We start from the raw sequence: 15702 nt of genomic DNA on the forward strand, positions 1-15702 counted from the left end.
GTAATGAGTAGCAATATTCCGGACGACACCGACGCCACGCCCTGTGCGTACACCGACTACAACGAGGGCGAGGCCGTAGACGACCTTCCCGCAACCGGCGCCGACGCGACCGGCCTCGCGGCCGACGTCTGGGAGGCCCTCTACGGGATCGAAGACCCCGAGATGCCGATCAGCATCGTCGATCTCGGCCTGATCTACGGCGTCGGCGTCGACGACGGCGTCGTGACCGTCGACATGACGCTCACCTACTCGGGGTGTCCCGCTCGAGACATGCTCACGGAAGACGTCGAAGACGCGGTCGCCGCCGTCGACGGCGTCGACGACGCCGAGTTGCGACTCGTCTGGAGTCCGGAGTGGACCGTCGAGATGGTGACCGAACAGGGGAAAGACGACCTGCGAGAGTTCGGGCTCAGCATATGAGACGGAACCTCGATCCGAGCGTCACGACCAGCGGGGAGACAACGGGTGCCGAGTGTCCCTACTGCGAGTCGACCGACACCGTCCGCGAGCACCCGAAAGGGCCGTCGCTCTGTCGGTCGATGCACTACTGCACCAGTTGCGAGCAACCGTTCGAAAAGTTCGAGTGATACTGTCGAACAAACGTCCGTGAACACCCGATCGCGTCTCGAAGCCTGTCGCCACCGGCGACGGCTTCTCGAGTGCGATCGGTGTGTGAACCGTTTTGTCCAACAGTATGAACCGCGCGAGCCGTCGTCGCGTTCGCTCGTCGATTTAGTTAGCGGGCGATCCGCCAGGTCCATCGTCCGCTCGAGCGCTCGATAGCGTCAGCCCGCACCGTTTTCCTCGAGTCACTCGACCCCGCGGCGACTCGTTGACAACCGGCTATCGACGGCCGAACCGTCGAAAAACCAAGTTCTTTGGTAGTTGATACCGTGACTCGAATACGGGCACATGGCAGACACTACCCAGTACAGGTCTCGCGACGAACTGCGGCAACTGCAGTCGGCCCGGCTTCGTGACACCGTCGAGTACGCCTTCGAGAACGTCCCGTTCTACCGGCGGACCCTCGACGACGCTGGCGTTTCTCCCGCGGACGTCGACTCGATCGAGGACGTCCAGTCCCTGCCGTTTACGACGAAAGCCGACTTCCGCGAGACGTATCCCGACGGCCTGTTCGCCGTCGACGACGACGAACTCCGGCGGATCCACGCCTCGTCGGGGACGACCGGCAAACCCAAGATCGTCTCTTACACCGAAGGCGACCTCGAACTGTGGAACGAGGTGATGGCCCGCTCGATGGACGCGGCGGGCCTCGACTCGAGCGACACGGTGCAGAACGCCTACGGCTACGGCCTGTTCACGGGCGGCCTGGGCTTTCACGGCGGCGCCGAGGAACTCGGCGCGACGGTGATTCCGACCGGGAGCGGCAACACCCAGCGCCAGGTCGAACTCGCACGGGATCTCGAGAGCGACGCGATCGCGTGTACGCCGTCGTACGCGCTCTACTTCGCCGAGACGGCCGCGGAGATGGGCGTCGATCCGCGCGAACTGCCGCTCTCGACGGTGCTCTACGGAGCCGAACCCTGCACCGAACCGATGCGCGAGGAGATCGAGGAACGACTCGGCGCCAGGGGGTACGAGAACTACGGCCTCTCCGAACTGATCGGCCCCGGTGTCGCCGTCGAGTGCGAGGCTCAGGCCGGCATGCACGTCTGGGAGGATCACTTCTACCCCGAGGTGATCGACCCGCGGACCGGCGAGCCGGTTCCCGAGGGCGAGGAGGGCGAACTCGTCCTGACGTCGCTGACGAAGGAAGCGCTGCCGGTGCTTCGGTACCGGACCGGCGACCTGACGACGCTCACGCGGGAGCAATGCGACTGCGGCCGATCGATGGCTCGCATGGATAGCGTCACCGGCCGCGCCGACGACCTCCTGATCGTCCGCGGCGTCAACCTCTATCCGAGTCAGATCGAGGACGTCGTCCTCGAGTTCGACGCGGTCGCGCCCTACTACCGCATCGACCTCTTCCGGGAGGGGAGTCTCGACACTCTGGAGTTGACGGTCGAACTGACGGACGCGTTCGACGGCGACCGGGAGCGCCTCCGGAGCGAGATCCACGATCGGTTGCAGAGCGTGCTGTCGTTCAGGCCCGACGCGCTCGAGTTGGTGGAGTACGGGACGATCGAACGGACGGAGGTCGGGAAGGTCAAGCGAGTCTACGATCACCGCTAAGGCGGCTCCCGTCCCCGGTCATCCGCGTCACCTACCACTTTTATCACGGTTCGTGAGGGACGGTGTGTATGGATATCGAATCCTTCTTCGAAGGGATGCCGTTCGCGTCCCTCCTCGGGATCGACATCACCGAATGCGCCGACGGTACCGCCGAGGGTCACCTCGAGATGTCCGAGGAACTCTCCTGGAACGAAGACCAGTTGATGGCCCACGGCGGGGTCACCTTCACGCTGGCAGATACCGTCGGCGGTGCGGCGCTGGTCTCGCTGGTCGATCAGCCCGTGCCGACGATCGATATGCGTATCGACTACCTCAACGCCGGCACGGGCGACCTGTACGCGGAAGCGGACGTCGTGCGCTGTGGCAGCGACGTCGGCGTCGTCGACGTCGAGGTGTACGCCGCCGACGACGACACGCTCATCGCCGACGCTCGGGGGGTCTACAAGACCGGGTAACTCGTTTCGACTGATTCTCGAGGCCGTCGACCGTGACTCCGCGTCTCGCGCAACTATTAAGTGTAATCTCCACGATTGTATATGATATGATATCCGCCAGTCGGCAGGAAGGACGCGCCGTGACCGAGCAACTGCGACGTCTCGTCACCGATTTTAGCGCAAAATTCTTCTTCACAGGGAAACTGGCGGCCGAGACGCGGACGCGAGGCGACACACGCGCTCGCGTCGGTCCCGCGCTCTGGCCCTGACTCGAGGATCGTTTACACCGATCCCGGGGTCACCCGGACCGACCGTGGTACAGCATCACGAGCAGCCACCGGTCCACTCCCACCACCACTACCAATGAGCACGCACGAAGACGTCGACTCGAGCGAACAGACCGAACTCACGCGAACCGACGACGAACCGATCCGGATTCTCGACGCGGACGGGAACGTCCTGCCGAACGCGGAGGTACCCGACCTCTCGGCCGAGGAACTGCTGGCGATGTACGAAGACATCGCGCTCGCGCGCCGGTTCGACGAGCGGGCGATCAGCCTCCAGCGACAGGGGCGGATCGCGACCTACGCGCCGATGACGGGGCAGGAGGGCGCGCAGGTCGCGACGAGTTACGCCCTCGAGGAACAGGACTGGCTGTTTCCGACCTACCGGGAGCACGCGGCCAAGTACGTCCACGGGATGTCCCTCGAGTCGCTGTTGAAGCCGCTTCGGGGCCACCGCGACGGCTACGCGATTCCGGACGACGTCAACGTCCTGCCGGAGTACATCCCGATCGCGACGCAGTTGCCACAGGCCGTGGGGATGGCCTGGGGCCACCAGCTACAGGGCCGGGTCGAGGAGGCCGTGCTGTGTCACTTCGGCGACGGCGCAACGTCGGAGGGCGACTTCCACGAGGGGCTGAACTTCGCCGGCGTCTTCGACGTGCCCGCGGTGTTCGTCTGCAACAACAACCAGTGGGCCATCTCCGTCCCCCGCGAGCGCCAGACGGCGAGCGAGACGATCGCCCAGAAGGCCCGGGCCTACGGACTCGAGGGGGTCCGGGTCGACGGCCTCGATCCGCTGGCCACGTACGAGGTCACGCGGGCGGCCCTCCGGAAGGCGAAGAACCCGACCGACGACGAGCGGCGGCCGACGCTCATCGAGGCGGTGCAGTACCGGTACGGCGCGCACACGACCGCCGACGACCCGTCGGCCTATCGCGAGGACGACGAAGCCGAGGCGTGGCGCGAGAAGGATCCGCTCGAGCGCCTGCGAAACTACCTGTACGCGGAGGGGATCCTCGACGAGGAGTACGACGCCGAACTCGAGGAGCGGATCGAGGCGACGATCGACGACGCGGTCGCCGCGGCCGAGTCGGCCGAGACCGACCCGGACCGCCTCTTCGATCACGTCTACGACGAACCGCCGGAGCGACTCCGCGAGCAGCGCGCGGAACTGAACGCGCTCCGCGAGAAGTACGGCGACGACGCGTTCTCCGGGGTGCTAGAATGAGTTCGGCTGCGTCCGGATCCGAGCCCGAGTCCGGCGAGACCGACACGGATCGCCTCACCCTCGTCGAAGCGGTTCGCGACGGACTCTACACGGAGCTGTCGGCGGACGACCGCGTCGTCGTCCTGGGCGAGGACGTCGGCAAGAACGGCGGCGTCTTCCGCGCCACCGAGGGCCTCTACGAGGAGTTCGGCGGCAATCGGGTCGTCGACACGCCGCTGGCGGAGTCCGGGATCGTCGGAACGGGGATCGGACTGGCGCTGTCCGGCATGCGGCCGGTCGCGGAGATACAGTTCATGGGCTTTTCGTATCCCGCGTTCGATCAACTCGTCAGTCACGCCGCCCGATTCCGGAGCCGAAGCCACGGCGCGTACACGGTGCCGATGGTGGTCCGGATGCCCTACGGCGGCGGGATTCGGGCGCCGGAACACCACTCCGAGTCCAAGGAGGCGTTCTTCGTACACGAGCCCGGACTGAAGGTCGTCACCCCGAGCACGCCCGCCGACGCGAAGGGGCTGCTCACCGCGGCGATCCGGGATCCCGATCCGGTCGTCTTCCTCGAGCCGAAGCTGCTCTACCGCGCGTTCCGGGAGGACGTCCCGACGGGAACCTACGAGGTCCCGCTGGGCGACGCCGCGATCAGGCGGGCGGGAAGCGACGTCACCGTGTACACGTGGGGCGCGATGACCCACCCGACCCGCATCGCCGCGGACAACGTGGCCGACGAGTACGGCGTCGACGTCGAACTCGTCGATCTGCGGACGCTGTCGCCGCTTGACGTCGAGACCGTCGTCGACTCCTTCGAGAAGACCGGCCGGGCCGTGATCGTCCACGAGGGGCCGAAGACCGCCGGCCTCGGCGCCGAAGTCGCGGCGACGATCCAGGAACGGGCGGTCCTCCATCAGGAGGCGCCGATCCAGCGCGTGACCGGCTTCGACGCGCCGGTTCCGCTGCACGCGCTCGAGGACTACTATCTGCCTCAGGCGGTCCGCGTTCAGGACGCCATCCTCGAGACCGTCGACTTCTAACCGCTCGAGTGCCGTCTCGTCACCGGAGCCGCGGGGCGACCTCGTCACCGAGTCGGTGGACGCAGTCGACCATCTCCTCGGTGCCGACGCCCGGGTGGTACGTCCGGAGGATGAAGTGGATATCGTCGCCCAGCGCTTCGCGATAGGTCTCGAGTTCCTCGCGAACCTGCTCCGGCGTGCCGAAGATGGCCTGCTCTTTCAATTCCACTTTGCGCTCGGCCTCGAGTTCGTCGACGGACTCGCCGGAGAAGAGCTCCTGGTACCGTCGCTGGATGTAGAAGTAACCGTCGCGCATCGTCTCCCAGGCGTTCGCTCGGGAGTCGCCGACCCAGCCGTGCTGGAGGACGTAGACCGTGAAGTCGTCGTCCCCGTCGGCGAGGCCCTCCTCCTCGCGAACTCGTCGAATATCCTCGACGCGCTTGCGGACGCCCTCGACCGAGAGCGCGGAGGGGGCACACCACGCGTCGGCGGTTCGGGCCGCCCGACGGACGGCCGGCTTTGCACCGCCGCCGAGCATGATCGGCACCGACTCATCGGTTGGTTTCGGCGTGATAGAAACGTCCGTCGGCACGTCGTGAAACGACGAGTCGTAGTCGAGGTCCCCCTCGCTCCAGCCGGCCCGGAGGAACGGCACGAGGTCGGCGAGACGCTCTGCCCGCTCGTCCTGCGGGACGCCGAAGACGTCGAACTCCCGCGGGTTCGAGCCGATCGCGAGCCCCAGCGTCAGTCGGCCGTCGGCGAGCAGGTCGACGGTGGCGGCGTCCTCCGCGAGGCGAATCGGATCGTACAGCGGGCCGAGCGCGACGCAGCTACCGATCTCGAGGTCGCCCGTCTCGGCGGCCATCGCCCCCAGGGTCGGCATCGTCGCCGAGAGGTAGCCGTCGTCGGCGAAGTGGTGTTCGGACACCCACGCGCTGTCCAAGCCCGCGGCTTCGATCTCGCGGGTCAGCGTCAGCACCTCGTCGTACAACTGGCTCGCCTCGCGGTCGTCGTCCGGCCGCTGCTGGGCGGTGAACAGGCCCGTCCCGAGTTTCATACTCCCGATATCACGCGGAATCGGCTTAATTGTTGGTACCTCGGTTATCAGTCACAGGACTCGGTTTGGTGGTACGCATCGCCGTTGAGAACACCACGAAAGCCCCTGGCGGTATCCGGTCGAAGGGCTCGCTGCGCGCTCCTTCCAGTCGCGTGCTTGCGTCGCCCGTCTTCCCGGATACCGCCAGCCCCTTTCATTCCCACCCGCGGTGGCCTGCCCGACCGGCCGATACGGGTGGGAATGAAAGGGGCTGACTCGCTCGAGGAACCCGGCCGACGGAAGCACCGAACGAAGTGAGGCGCGCAACGAGGCCTGGGAGTCGAGCGAGTCAGGGGCTTTCGTGGTGTTGGTGGCTCGTGTGAGATCGAGAGCGGTCAAATCAAGTCGAGTCGTACTAGCGACTCTAATAGTCGATAACGGTGATCTCCTCGACCGGCCACTGGCTCAGGATTTCGACGCCGTTCTCCCGGACGACGACCATCTCCTCGACGCGCACGCCCTGTCGACCGGCCGGCTCCTGGGTCTCGACGGCCATCGTCATCCCCTCCTCGATCTCGATCGGATGGTCGGGCGAGAGCCCCCGCCAGATCAGCGGCACCTCGTACAGCTGGAGCCCGAGCCCGTGGGCCCAGTGGTTCGTCGTCATCTGCCAGTGTTCGTCGGCGTCGTAGTAGTCGGCGTGTTCGCCTTCCATGTCCGGGAACCCCTGTGCGATCTCGTCGGTCGTCGCGCCGGGTTCGATGCGCTCGAGGACGTCGTAGAGGTTGTCGCGGGCGGTTTCGTACGCCTCTTGCTGTTCCTCGGTCGGCTCACCCATCGAGAACGTGCGGTAGTAACACGATCGGTAGCCGAGGTAGCCGATGTTGTAGAAGTCGGCGTAGACCAGATCCCCCGGCCGAATCGCCCGGTCGGTGGTGTTGGCCTGGTGTTTGGGCCACGTGTTCGGCCCGGCGGTGAGGTAGCCGCCGCCGACGAACGCGCCGTGGCGCCACAGTTCGCGGACGGCCTCGCCCCAGACCTCCGTCTCGCGCATCCCCGGCTTCGCGGCGTCTTTGATCGTCTGGAAGCCCGCCTCGCAGATCGACGCGACCATCCGCAAGCACTCGATCTCGTCTTCGGTCTTGACCTTTCGGGCGTCCTCCATGATCGCGTTGCAGGCCTCGACGTCGGTCTCGAGGCCCTGGTCCTCGAGCGCGGCGAGCAGCCCCCGGTTGCCGACGTCGACGCCGAGTTTCTCGTCGGCGACGCCGTACTCGTCCATCGCCTCGGCGACGCCCTCGGCCATCGTCGAGAGCAGGAAGTCGCGGGCCGAGTCGCGGCCGGACGCCCGCGGAACGTTTCCGAGACCGGGACAGGCGTAGCGGATGTCGTGCAGCCAGGGACAGTTGAACCGCTGGTTGCTCGCGTGATCGGCGGTGTCCCAGTGGACGATATCGCCCTCCTCGGTCAGCAGCGTGTAGTGGTCCGCGCCGCTGCCGCCGGTCATCGCCAGCCCCGTTACGTAGCGGATGTTGGGGTCCGACAGCAGCAAGACCGCTCCAAGGTCCGTCTCCTGAAGGCGCTCGAGCGCTCGTTCCTTGCGTTCGTTTCGGAGCCGCTCGGTGTCGATTCGCTTCTCCCAGTCGACGGCCTGCGTGCCCCGGGTACCCTCCATGAAGCCTCGTTCGTAGAATGACATGGACAGGTACTACCAACCGAAGCGATCCACATAAATGGTACCGCTCTGCACGATCGAAGCGGTATTGCCGTCCCCGATGTGGACGTCGAGGTACTCGGATCCGACCGTCTCTCGGTCGTCTCGCGCAGATCGCCCGAATCGTTATGGGAGATCCTGCGTAACGTTGACTCACATCATGGAGAACGACCGAGCAGTGCTAGCCGACGATACCCCGAACGACTACTCGTTCGAGCACCTCTTCGAGCCGACATCGATCGGGAACGTCGACCTCCGAAACCGGCTGATGATGACCGGCCACACGACCAACTACGCGAGCGGAACGGAAATTACGGACAAACTGATCGACTACTACGTCGAGCGGGCCGAGGGCGGGATCGGCCTCATCGTGATGGCCTACCTCGCCAACCACCCGTCGTCGGTGAGCGGGAGCGCGATCCACGGGTGGGACGCCGAGACGATGGCTCCCCAACTGCGGGACCTCACCGACGCCGTTCACGACGCGGGCGCCAAGATCATCTGTCAGAACCTCCACTACGGCCGCCAGATAACGAGTCTCCAGAGCGAACGGCCGGTCCTCTCGGCCAGCGACATTCCCGGGCCGGTAAACGGAGAGATGCCGCACGAACTGACGCCCGACGAGATCGACGAGATCGTCGACGCCTACGCGCACACGTCGGAAGTGATTCGGGACGGCGGCTTCGACGGCGTCGAGATCCACTCCGGCTACGGCGGGTACTTCCTCTCGCAATTCATCTCTCCGTATTCGAACGACCGCGACGACGAGTACGGCGGGAGCCTCGAGAACCGCCTTCGGGTCGTCTACGAGACGCTCGAGGCGACCCGCGACCGCGTCGGCGACGACTTCGTCGTGGGGTTGCAGATCAACGCGAAGGACTTCGCTCCCGGCGGCATGGATGTCGACGAATACACGGAAGTCGCTCGCCGACTCGCCGCGACGGGACAGGTCGACTACCTCGTCGTCAAGGCCGGGACGTACCTCAGACAGGATTACATCGTCCCCGATATGCAACACGAGCAGGCGCTGTACGCGCCGCTCGCGACGGAGATCGGCGAGGCGGTCGCAGCCGAAACCCCCGACGTCACGGTCGCTGCAGTCGGGCGGATTACCGATCCCCGCGACGCAGACCGAATCGTCGGCGAGAGCGGCGTGGACCTCGTCGCCATGACCCGGGGCCACATCGCCGATCCGGCCGTCGCGGAGAAAGCTCGAACGGGCCGACTCGACGAACTCATCGAGTGCATGGGATGCAACCAGGGGTGTATCGAACGGGTGTACGACGGCGCGGAGTGTCGATGCGTGCTCAACCCCGCGACGGGGTTCGAAGACGAACTCGGGCGGGGAACGCTCCCGACGGCGACGACACCCCAATCCGTACTCGTCGTCGGCGGCGGCCCCGGCGGGATGAAGGCCGCCGAAGTTGCCGCCCGGATGGGACACGACGTCACCCTCTACGAACGCGACGATCAGTTGGGCGGGCAGGTGCGCGCCGCCAAGGAAATCGACGGCCGAGACGAGTTCGAGAAGCCGATTCTCTGGTTGCGGGCCGCCCTCGAGCGCGAGGACGTCGACGTCCGTACCGGTGTCGACGTGAGCGCAGACCTGATCGCCGAGCGCGACCCCGACGCGGTGGTCGTCGCCACCGGCTCGAGTCCGCCCGACTTCCCGCATGGGTACCGGAGCTTCGGTATCGAGCGGACGGACGTTCCCGGCTGGGACGACGCGAGGATTCTCCACAGCGCGGATGTCCTCGGCGCAAACGAGCGCGAGGCGGTCGATCCGGGCGACCGGGTCGTCGTCGTCGACGACGGCGAGCACCACTGGAAAGGAATCGGTACCGCGAAGACGTTGGCAACGGCCGGCCACGACGTTCGCTTCGTCATGCCGGGCGCAGAGCCCGCGAGCGACCTCACCGGTCCGACGAAGTCGAAACTCCACTCCGAACTCTTCTCGCTCGAGGAGCCCGTCGATCTGCACACGTTCGCGACGGTGAGCGCCGTTGAGTGGCCCGATGTCCTGCTGGAGGAACAGGGGCGCGAGACCCGCGTCGAGGGCGTCGATAGCATCGTCCTCGCCGGCTTTCACCGCGCAAACGACGACCTCTGGCAGGCGTTAGACGATCGTCCCGTCGAACTGATCGGTGATGCCGCGGCGCCGCGAACGATCATGGAAGCGATCCACGAGGGCGAGCGGTCGGTCCGGCGGTTGTTGGCCTAATCAGTCCCGTCTCGAAGCCGGTGGCAGCGGCAGCGTGTTAGCGCTTTCATCGTCGGCAGGGTTGAAATCCGGAGTAATCCTTATTAACGCCCATAATGACCCTTCGAGACATGCGGTACGTTACCTCGAGGCAGTGGCCGGTAAGGTGTGAATGGGTATCGAACGGAACGGGAGGGACGCAACGATGATGGGGTTCCTGCTCGGATTTCCGACGCCCGTCGTCGAAATCGTCGCGGTGCTCGCCGGAACCGTCGTGGCGTTGGCGATCTACTACGGATACGCCTTTGAGACCGTCGAGACGCGCGATCGGAGAGTGGATGAGGGAGAGCCGCCGACCGACGACGAGAGCGATCAACCGACCGGCGAAGACGTAGATCCGGAGGTGACCGGATGACCCTCTCGGCGGTCACGCCGCTCCAAACGTGGGGCGGCGATATCGGCGTCGAGTACTACTCGCCGACGGCGGTCATCTTTCTCGTCATCTTCTCCGTGCTAATGGTCGGTATCGGCGTCCTCGCTTCCCGCTATCAGACGAACCGGGAGGAGTACTTCGCCGCGGGTCGCCGTGGCGGGGTCCTCGTGATCGCGCTGTCGATGTTCGCCTCGATCCAGAGCGGGTGGGGAATGGTCGGCGTTACCGGAACCGGGTTCGCCGTCGGTGTGGAGTACCTCATTATTGTCGGCGTCGGGACCCCGCTCGGGTTCGTCATCTCCTACTGGCTTCTCGGGCGGAAGATGCGGATGCTCGGCGAGTTTCGCGACGCGATGACCGCGCCCGACGCGATGTACTATCGCTTCCAGGACGAGCGGGTCCGCCTCCTCGGCGTCGCGTCGGTGATCCTCGGATCCATGGGCTATCTCGCCGCCCAGTACGCCGCGCTCGGGATCATCGGCGCGCTCATCCTCCCGGTCAGCTTCTTCGAAGCGCTGGTGCTCGGGCTGATCGTCGTCGGCTTCTACACCGTCGTCGGCGGCATGCTCGCGGCGATCTGGTCCGACGCGATCCAGGGCGCGATGATGGTGATCGGCGCCCTCTTGAGCACGTTCTTCATCGTCACGAACTACCCCGGCGGCACGAGCGGGATGGTCTCGACCATCTCGACGAATCAGCCGGCGTTCTTCGACTTCACGCTGCTGGGAATGAACGGCATCGCCCCGATCGGCCTGCTGCTGTCCGTCATCGTCATCCAGTTTACCGTCGCCGGCCAGCCCCACGCCATCACGAAGTTCTACATGATACGGGACGTGTCGCTGTTGCGCTGGGGCGCGGTCATCACGGCGGTCGGCTACATGTTCACCGCGCTGTACTGGGTCGCCGCCCCGTTCGTTCAGGCGGGGATTCTCGAGGGTGCCGTCCCCGATCCCGGAAACCCCGACGCGACGCTCCCGCTCGCGCTCGTCGAGTTCGCGCCGGATATCGTCGTGGCGTTCGTCCTGACCGCAGTCATCGCCGCGATCATGTCGACCAGCAACGCCTTCCTCAACATGAGTTCGGCGGCCGTCGTCCACGACTTCTTCATCGAACACCGCGGCAGGGAGCTGACCGACGACCAGGAGGTCCGCTACGGTCGTCTCACGACGGTTGTCGTCCTCGTCGCGGCCGGCGTCATCGCCGCGACGTTCCCCGGCCTCATCTTCGTGCTGGGCGCCGCCGGCTGGGCGATTTTCGCCGCGGTCATCTTCCCCTGTATCGCCGTCGCCTACAACTGGAAGGGCGCGACGGCCGAGGGGGCGCTGTGGGGCAGCGGGACCGGACTCGTCCTCACGCTCGTCTTGGCCTACGGCGCGGAGTATCTCGGGCTGAGCCTTCCGATGGGGATTCTCGGGGGCCAGCTCGCGATGGTCGTCGGCTACGTCGTGTTCGTCACCGTCTCGCTCGCGACATCCACGAGCGACTACGAGGACCTCGATCGGGACATTCAGGAAATCGTCGATCTCGGCCGGATTCGGGGCGGTCGCGTTTCGGCGCCGACGCCCGCCACCGATGGCGGGACGGACGTCGAAACGGCGGAACCGGACGCTACCGACCGATGACCTGACGGGACATCGGTCTTCGGCAGACGAGTTTTCGAGGGACGTTCGGGACGAAACCCGAGCGGGTCAGCGACATCGCACTGTTGACGGTGATCGGCACGAGCACCGGTCTATAAGACCGTCGGAGTGCTGTGTTAGCGTATGCCAGTACCCGGCTACGATCCGGAAGACCTCGACGACGTACTCGAATCGCGCCTCTCGGACGACGAACTCGAGGACCGACTGACCGAATCGGAACTCGAGAACTACCGCGCCGGCGACGAGAGCTTAGTCGACCTCCTCGACGAGGACGAAATCGAACGAACGCTCGACCGGGGGGACGACTCCGCCGAGACGCCGCACTGAATTGCCGTCGAGCGGTTGGGAGCGAGCGGAGTGAGATGAGCGGGGGCCGAGGTCGAGGATCAGTCGTCGTCCGCGTCGGCCTCGCAGTGACCGTGTCCGGGCACGTCCTGGCCCTCGATCGCGTGCTGGGGCGGGACGTCGATCGCCGGACTCTCGTCGAAGAAGTTGGCCGGCTGGAGTTTGAAGCTGTAGACCTGCACCGGGAGGATCGGCCAGTCCTCGGGCCGAGTGACGTGATTGACGCCGAGCGTGTACCAGCACACGAGGTCCTCGCGCTCGAGGTTCCGATCCCGTGCGGTCCAGGCCGGCAGCCCCGCACCGCCCGGATGCTGGTTCGGATACCGCCCCGACGGGTACCGCTCGTCCTCGCGGAACGGCGTCGCCCACAGGTGGTACTTGATAAATCCGGAGCGGTTCATCACGCTCGAGTCCGACTGCACCGCCGCCTCGACGTTGTCGCCGGGCACGAGCCGATACCCCGTCGGTTTTCCGAGGCCGTTCGCCGCGGTCGGGTTCTCGATCTGCCAGTACCGACCCTTGAGCGAGTCGATCAGGTCCTTCGCTTGCTCCTCGCTCGTCAGTTTCTCGCGCTTCGCGTAGAAGGCGTTTCCGCCGGGGTTGTGCGTTCGATCGTCGGCCTCGCCCATCGGATCGAGGCCGTCCGGCCCCGACGGCACCTGCTGATTTTCGACGCGGTACAGCGTGTTCGGCCCGTCGTCGACGTTCGCGTCGAGACGGAAGTTGAAGAAGTGCTGGTGGATCGGCCCCGTAAGCTGCGGGGCGACGAGTTCCCCGTACCCCGACGGATCCTCGTCCGGGCCGACCGCGGAGACGCTGTCGATTCCCGTCAACCGCACCTCGACCTCGATCGAGGCGTCCTGGTAGAAGTACCAGTTGAAGATGTAGTCGTAGTTGCCCACGGCGGCGACGAACGAGACCACGAGGCGGCGCCGACGCCGAACCTCTTCGCTCCCCGTCCGCCAGTCGCTGCGCTCCCAGAGCGTGCCGTTGTCCTCCTCGTGGAGGCAGATGGCGTTCTCGAGCACGTTCGGATCGCCCTCCGCGGTGTTCATCACGGCGTCCCAGTAGTGCATGTGCCCGAGGCAGTCACAGCCGTTCGTCAGCGACTTGGCGAGGCGGCCGATGTTGTACTCGCCGACGTCCATCGCGTTCTTGAACCGGTCGTTGATATCGGTCGTGCCGTACGGAACCGACATCTCGGCGCAGGAGGCGCGGTCGATGATCGAGCGGACCTCCCCGTCGTCCTCGTAGCCGATATCGTAGAGCACGAGCCCCTCGCGTTGGGTCCAGCCCACGCGCATGTGCCACCCCTGCCACTCGAGTTTCCGGCCGTCGACGCTCCAGCTCGGACCGTCGGGCTGATCCACGTTGTACGGCGTCAGGTCGTCGCGAAGGTCGACGTCGTCCTCGCGATAGGCCATCCCCGTCGGTGGAAGCGGCTCGTCCTCGTCCGGCGGACCGTAGTCGACGACGTTGACGACCTCCATCCGGTCGAGGTCGACGAACGTGTGGATACCCGTCAGCGGCTTCGCGTACCCCTCGTCGCCGGCCTCCTCGCTCGGTCGGAGGAAGGACAGGCCGTGAGCCAGTCGCTTCGACCGGTCCACGTCCTCCGGGACGAACTCGTGGCCGACCGACCACGGGTCGACCATCGCCCGGTCGGTGTCCTCGACGCCGCGTCGCTCGACCGCCGCCTGCCACTCCGCGTTGGCCTTCACCGTCTCCTCGCAGGCGATAAACTCCTCGATGGCGATCGACGGCTGTGCGCCCTCGACGTGCTCCCAGGAGACCACGGTTTCGTCCCGAAGCGAGACGACCGCCTCGATCGTCTTTCGGTCGGTACCGTTTCTGATGACGATTCGGGCTCGCCGGTCGGGAACGTCATCGCCGTCGTCGTACGCTGCGAGCGCCTCTTTCGAGGGTTCGGCCAGTTCGATCTTGATACAGAGGCTCTCCGACCCGACGTCGCGCTCGTCGGTCAGGATCTCGTACGCCGATTCGATCTCTTCGGGTGCGAGCGGATCGAGCGGGTGGTCGGTCTCGGGAATGGTTTCCGTTGCCATGGTACACTGCTGCACGGTCTGGTATAAGAAACTTCCCGGCGATGACAGTTGCTCGAGCCCTCCGGTCGGCTCAATCAGCCCGGTTGACCCAGTCGACCCGGTCGGCCGCGAAACCGATCGAAACTCGATGGGGGACCCGACGCTACACCGGCTCGAGCCCCGCCTCCTCCCGAAGCACGTCGATGTACTTCCGGAAGCCCGACTCGAGGTCGTACTGGACCTCGTAGCCCAGATCCTCCTGGGCCTTCGTCATGTCCAGGTTCTGTGTCCAGGGGAGTTCGCCGTCGTCGGAGACCTCGAGGTCGGCGTCGGGGAGGATCGACTCGACGGTCTCGGCGGCCTCGCGGACCGTCGCGAGCACGCCGCGGACGTTGTACACCCGCTGCGTCAGGTCGGACGCCGGCGTGAAGGCCGCCCTCCGGAACGCCTGGGCGATGTCCTCGACGTGTTGCCAGTCGATCGCCTGATCGCCGTACTCGACGCTGTAGGGCTCGCCGAGCGCGGGCTTCTCGATGATATTCGCCAGAAAGGCCGAGCCGCCGGTCTCGCGGTAGGGACCGTAGGCGACCGTCGGCCGCAGCGCGACGTGGTCGAGACCGTAGTCCTCGTGGTAGACCCGCGCCTGATGCTCGTTGTACTCCTTCGTCGCGCCGTAGAGCGTGTCGGGGTAGACGAGTTCCGACTCGTCGACCCACTCCGCGTCGTAGTTGTGGGGCGGGGCGTAGGCCGCCGCCGAGGAGGCCCACGCGACGCGATCAACCTGGTCGTCGAGCGTGCGTGCGGCCTCGAAGACGTTGTTCGTCCCCATGATGTTCACGTCGGCTGCCGCACGCGGGTTCTCGCGTGCGGTCGTCGTCAACAGCGCCGCGAGGTGGACGATGTGCGTCGTGCCCGTCTCCTTGACCGCCCGGATCACGTCGGTCGGCTCGGAGACGTCGCCGCGTCGCACCTCGGTCTCGTCGACGACGCCGAGTTTCTCGAGGATCTCCGTATCCGTCGAGAGGTCGTACGCCACGACGTCGTGGCCGTGTTCCAGCAGGTCCTGTACGACGTAGGAACCGATGAAGCCGGTTCCGCCGGTTACCAGTACTGTCGTCTCGTCGGTCATGTGTGCCTCGTATTCGG

Annotated in this window: 15 protein-coding genes; 11 read left to right on the plus strand and 4 right to left on the minus strand. The window is 65.9% G+C overall.

Features of this window, described 5'->3' with window-relative positions; all coding sequences use genetic code 11:
* The first annotated feature begins 3 nt into the window (after positions 1-3).
* From paaD to ACSFC7_RS21230, 7 genes are all read left to right on the plus strand, one after another.
* Positions 4-420, plus strand: a complete 417-nt coding sequence (paaD, locus tag ACSFC7_RS21200) for a 1,2-phenylacetyl-CoA epoxidase subunit PaaD (protein ID WP_436344793.1) — start codon at positions 4-6, stop codon at positions 418-420.
* Entirely contained in the window at positions 417-587 is a 171-nt protein-coding gene (paaE, locus tag ACSFC7_RS21205) for a 1,2-phenylacetyl-CoA epoxidase subunit PaaE (protein ID WP_436344794.1), read from the plus strand. Before paaD ends, paaE begins: the two co-directional genes overlap by 4 nt.
* 325 nt (positions 588-912) lie before the next feature.
* On the plus strand, positions 913-2193 hold the full coding sequence (gene paaK / locus ACSFC7_RS21210; RefSeq protein WP_436344795.1) for a phenylacetate--CoA ligase PaaK: 1281 nt from the start codon (positions 913-915) through the stop codon (positions 2191-2193).
* Positions 2194-2261: 68 nt separating this feature from the next.
* On the plus strand, positions 2262-2648 hold the full coding sequence (locus ACSFC7_RS21215; RefSeq protein ID WP_436344796.1) for a PaaI family thioesterase: 387 nt from the start codon (positions 2262-2264) through the stop codon (positions 2646-2648).
* An 86-nt stretch (positions 2649-2734) separates the two neighbouring features.
* A complete protein-coding gene (locus tag ACSFC7_RS21220; RefSeq protein WP_436344797.1) occupies positions 2735-2896 on the plus strand; it encodes a hypothetical protein in 162 nt (53 codons plus the stop codon).
* Between the two features lie 94 nt (positions 2897-2990).
* Positions 2991-4139: a pyruvate dehydrogenase (acetyl-transferring) E1 component subunit alpha gene (pdhA, locus tag ACSFC7_RS21225; RefSeq protein WP_436344798.1), complete on the plus strand. Its 1149-nt coding sequence runs from the start codon at positions 2991-2993 to the stop codon at positions 4137-4139.
* On the plus strand, positions 4136-5164 hold the full coding sequence (locus tag ACSFC7_RS21230; protein ID WP_436344799.1) for an alpha-ketoacid dehydrogenase subunit beta: 1029 nt from the start codon (positions 4136-4138) through the stop codon (positions 5162-5164). Before pdhA ends, ACSFC7_RS21230 begins: the two co-directional genes overlap by 4 nt.
* Positions 5165-5183: 19 nt before the next feature.
* On the opposite strand, the gene ACSFC7_RS21235 is transcribed toward ACSFC7_RS21230, so the two are convergent.
* Both ACSFC7_RS21235 and ACSFC7_RS21240 read right to left on the minus strand, forming a co-directional pair.
* Entirely contained in the window at positions 5184-6200 is a 1017-nt protein-coding gene (locus ACSFC7_RS21235) for an LLM class flavin-dependent oxidoreductase (RefSeq protein WP_436344800.1), read from the minus strand.
* Between the two features lie 403 nt (positions 6201-6603).
* Positions 6604-7878: a M24 family metallopeptidase gene (locus tag ACSFC7_RS21240; RefSeq protein ID WP_436344801.1), complete on the minus strand. Its 1275-nt coding sequence runs from the start codon at positions 7876-7878 to the stop codon at positions 6604-6606.
* 175 nt (positions 7879-8053) lie between these two features.
* On the opposite strand from ACSFC7_RS21240, the gene ACSFC7_RS21245 reads away from it, so the two are divergent.
* The 4 genes from ACSFC7_RS21245 (at position 8054) to ACSFC7_RS21260 (ending at position 12493) form a co-directional block, all read left to right on the plus strand.
* Complete coding sequence (locus ACSFC7_RS21245) at positions 8054-10114, plus strand: FAD-dependent oxidoreductase (RefSeq protein WP_436344802.1); 2061 nt, start codon at positions 8054-8056, stop codon at positions 10112-10114.
* Positions 10115-10265: 151 nt separating this feature from the next.
* Complete coding sequence (locus ACSFC7_RS21250; protein WP_436344803.1) at positions 10266-10508, plus strand: hypothetical protein; 243 nt, start codon at positions 10266-10268, stop codon at positions 10506-10508.
* Positions 10505-12148 carry a sodium:solute symporter family transporter gene (locus ACSFC7_RS21255; RefSeq protein ID WP_436344804.1) on the plus strand — a complete coding sequence of 548 codons (1644 nt, stop codon included), beginning with the start codon at positions 10505-10507 and terminating at the stop codon, positions 12146-12148. The genes ACSFC7_RS21250 and ACSFC7_RS21255 overlap by 4 nt, the downstream gene beginning before the upstream one ends.
* Positions 12149-12289: 141 nt before the next feature.
* Positions 12290-12493: a hypothetical protein gene (locus tag ACSFC7_RS21260; RefSeq protein WP_436344805.1), complete on the plus strand. Its 204-nt coding sequence runs from the start codon at positions 12290-12292 to the stop codon at positions 12491-12493.
* 59 nt (positions 12494-12552) lie between these two features.
* Here the strand turns inward: ACSFC7_RS21260 and ACSFC7_RS21265 are convergent, their stop codons facing one another.
* Both ACSFC7_RS21265 and ACSFC7_RS21270 read right to left on the minus strand, forming a co-directional pair.
* Positions 12553-14577, minus strand: a complete 2025-nt coding sequence (locus ACSFC7_RS21265) for a primary-amine oxidase (RefSeq protein WP_436344806.1) — start codon at positions 14575-14577, stop codon at positions 12553-12555.
* A gap of 142 nt (positions 14578-14719) precedes the next feature.
* Positions 14720-15685, minus strand: coding sequence for an NAD-dependent epimerase/dehydratase family protein (locus ACSFC7_RS21270; RefSeq protein ID WP_436344807.1), 966 nt, complete (start codon positions 15683-15685; stop codon positions 14720-14722).
* Positions 15686-15702 lie beyond the last annotated feature (17 nt).

This window comes from Natronorubrum halobium (assembly GCF_051351675.1).
Classification (GTDB): domain Archaea; phylum Halobacteriota; class Halobacteria; order Halobacteriales; family Natrialbaceae; genus Natronorubrum.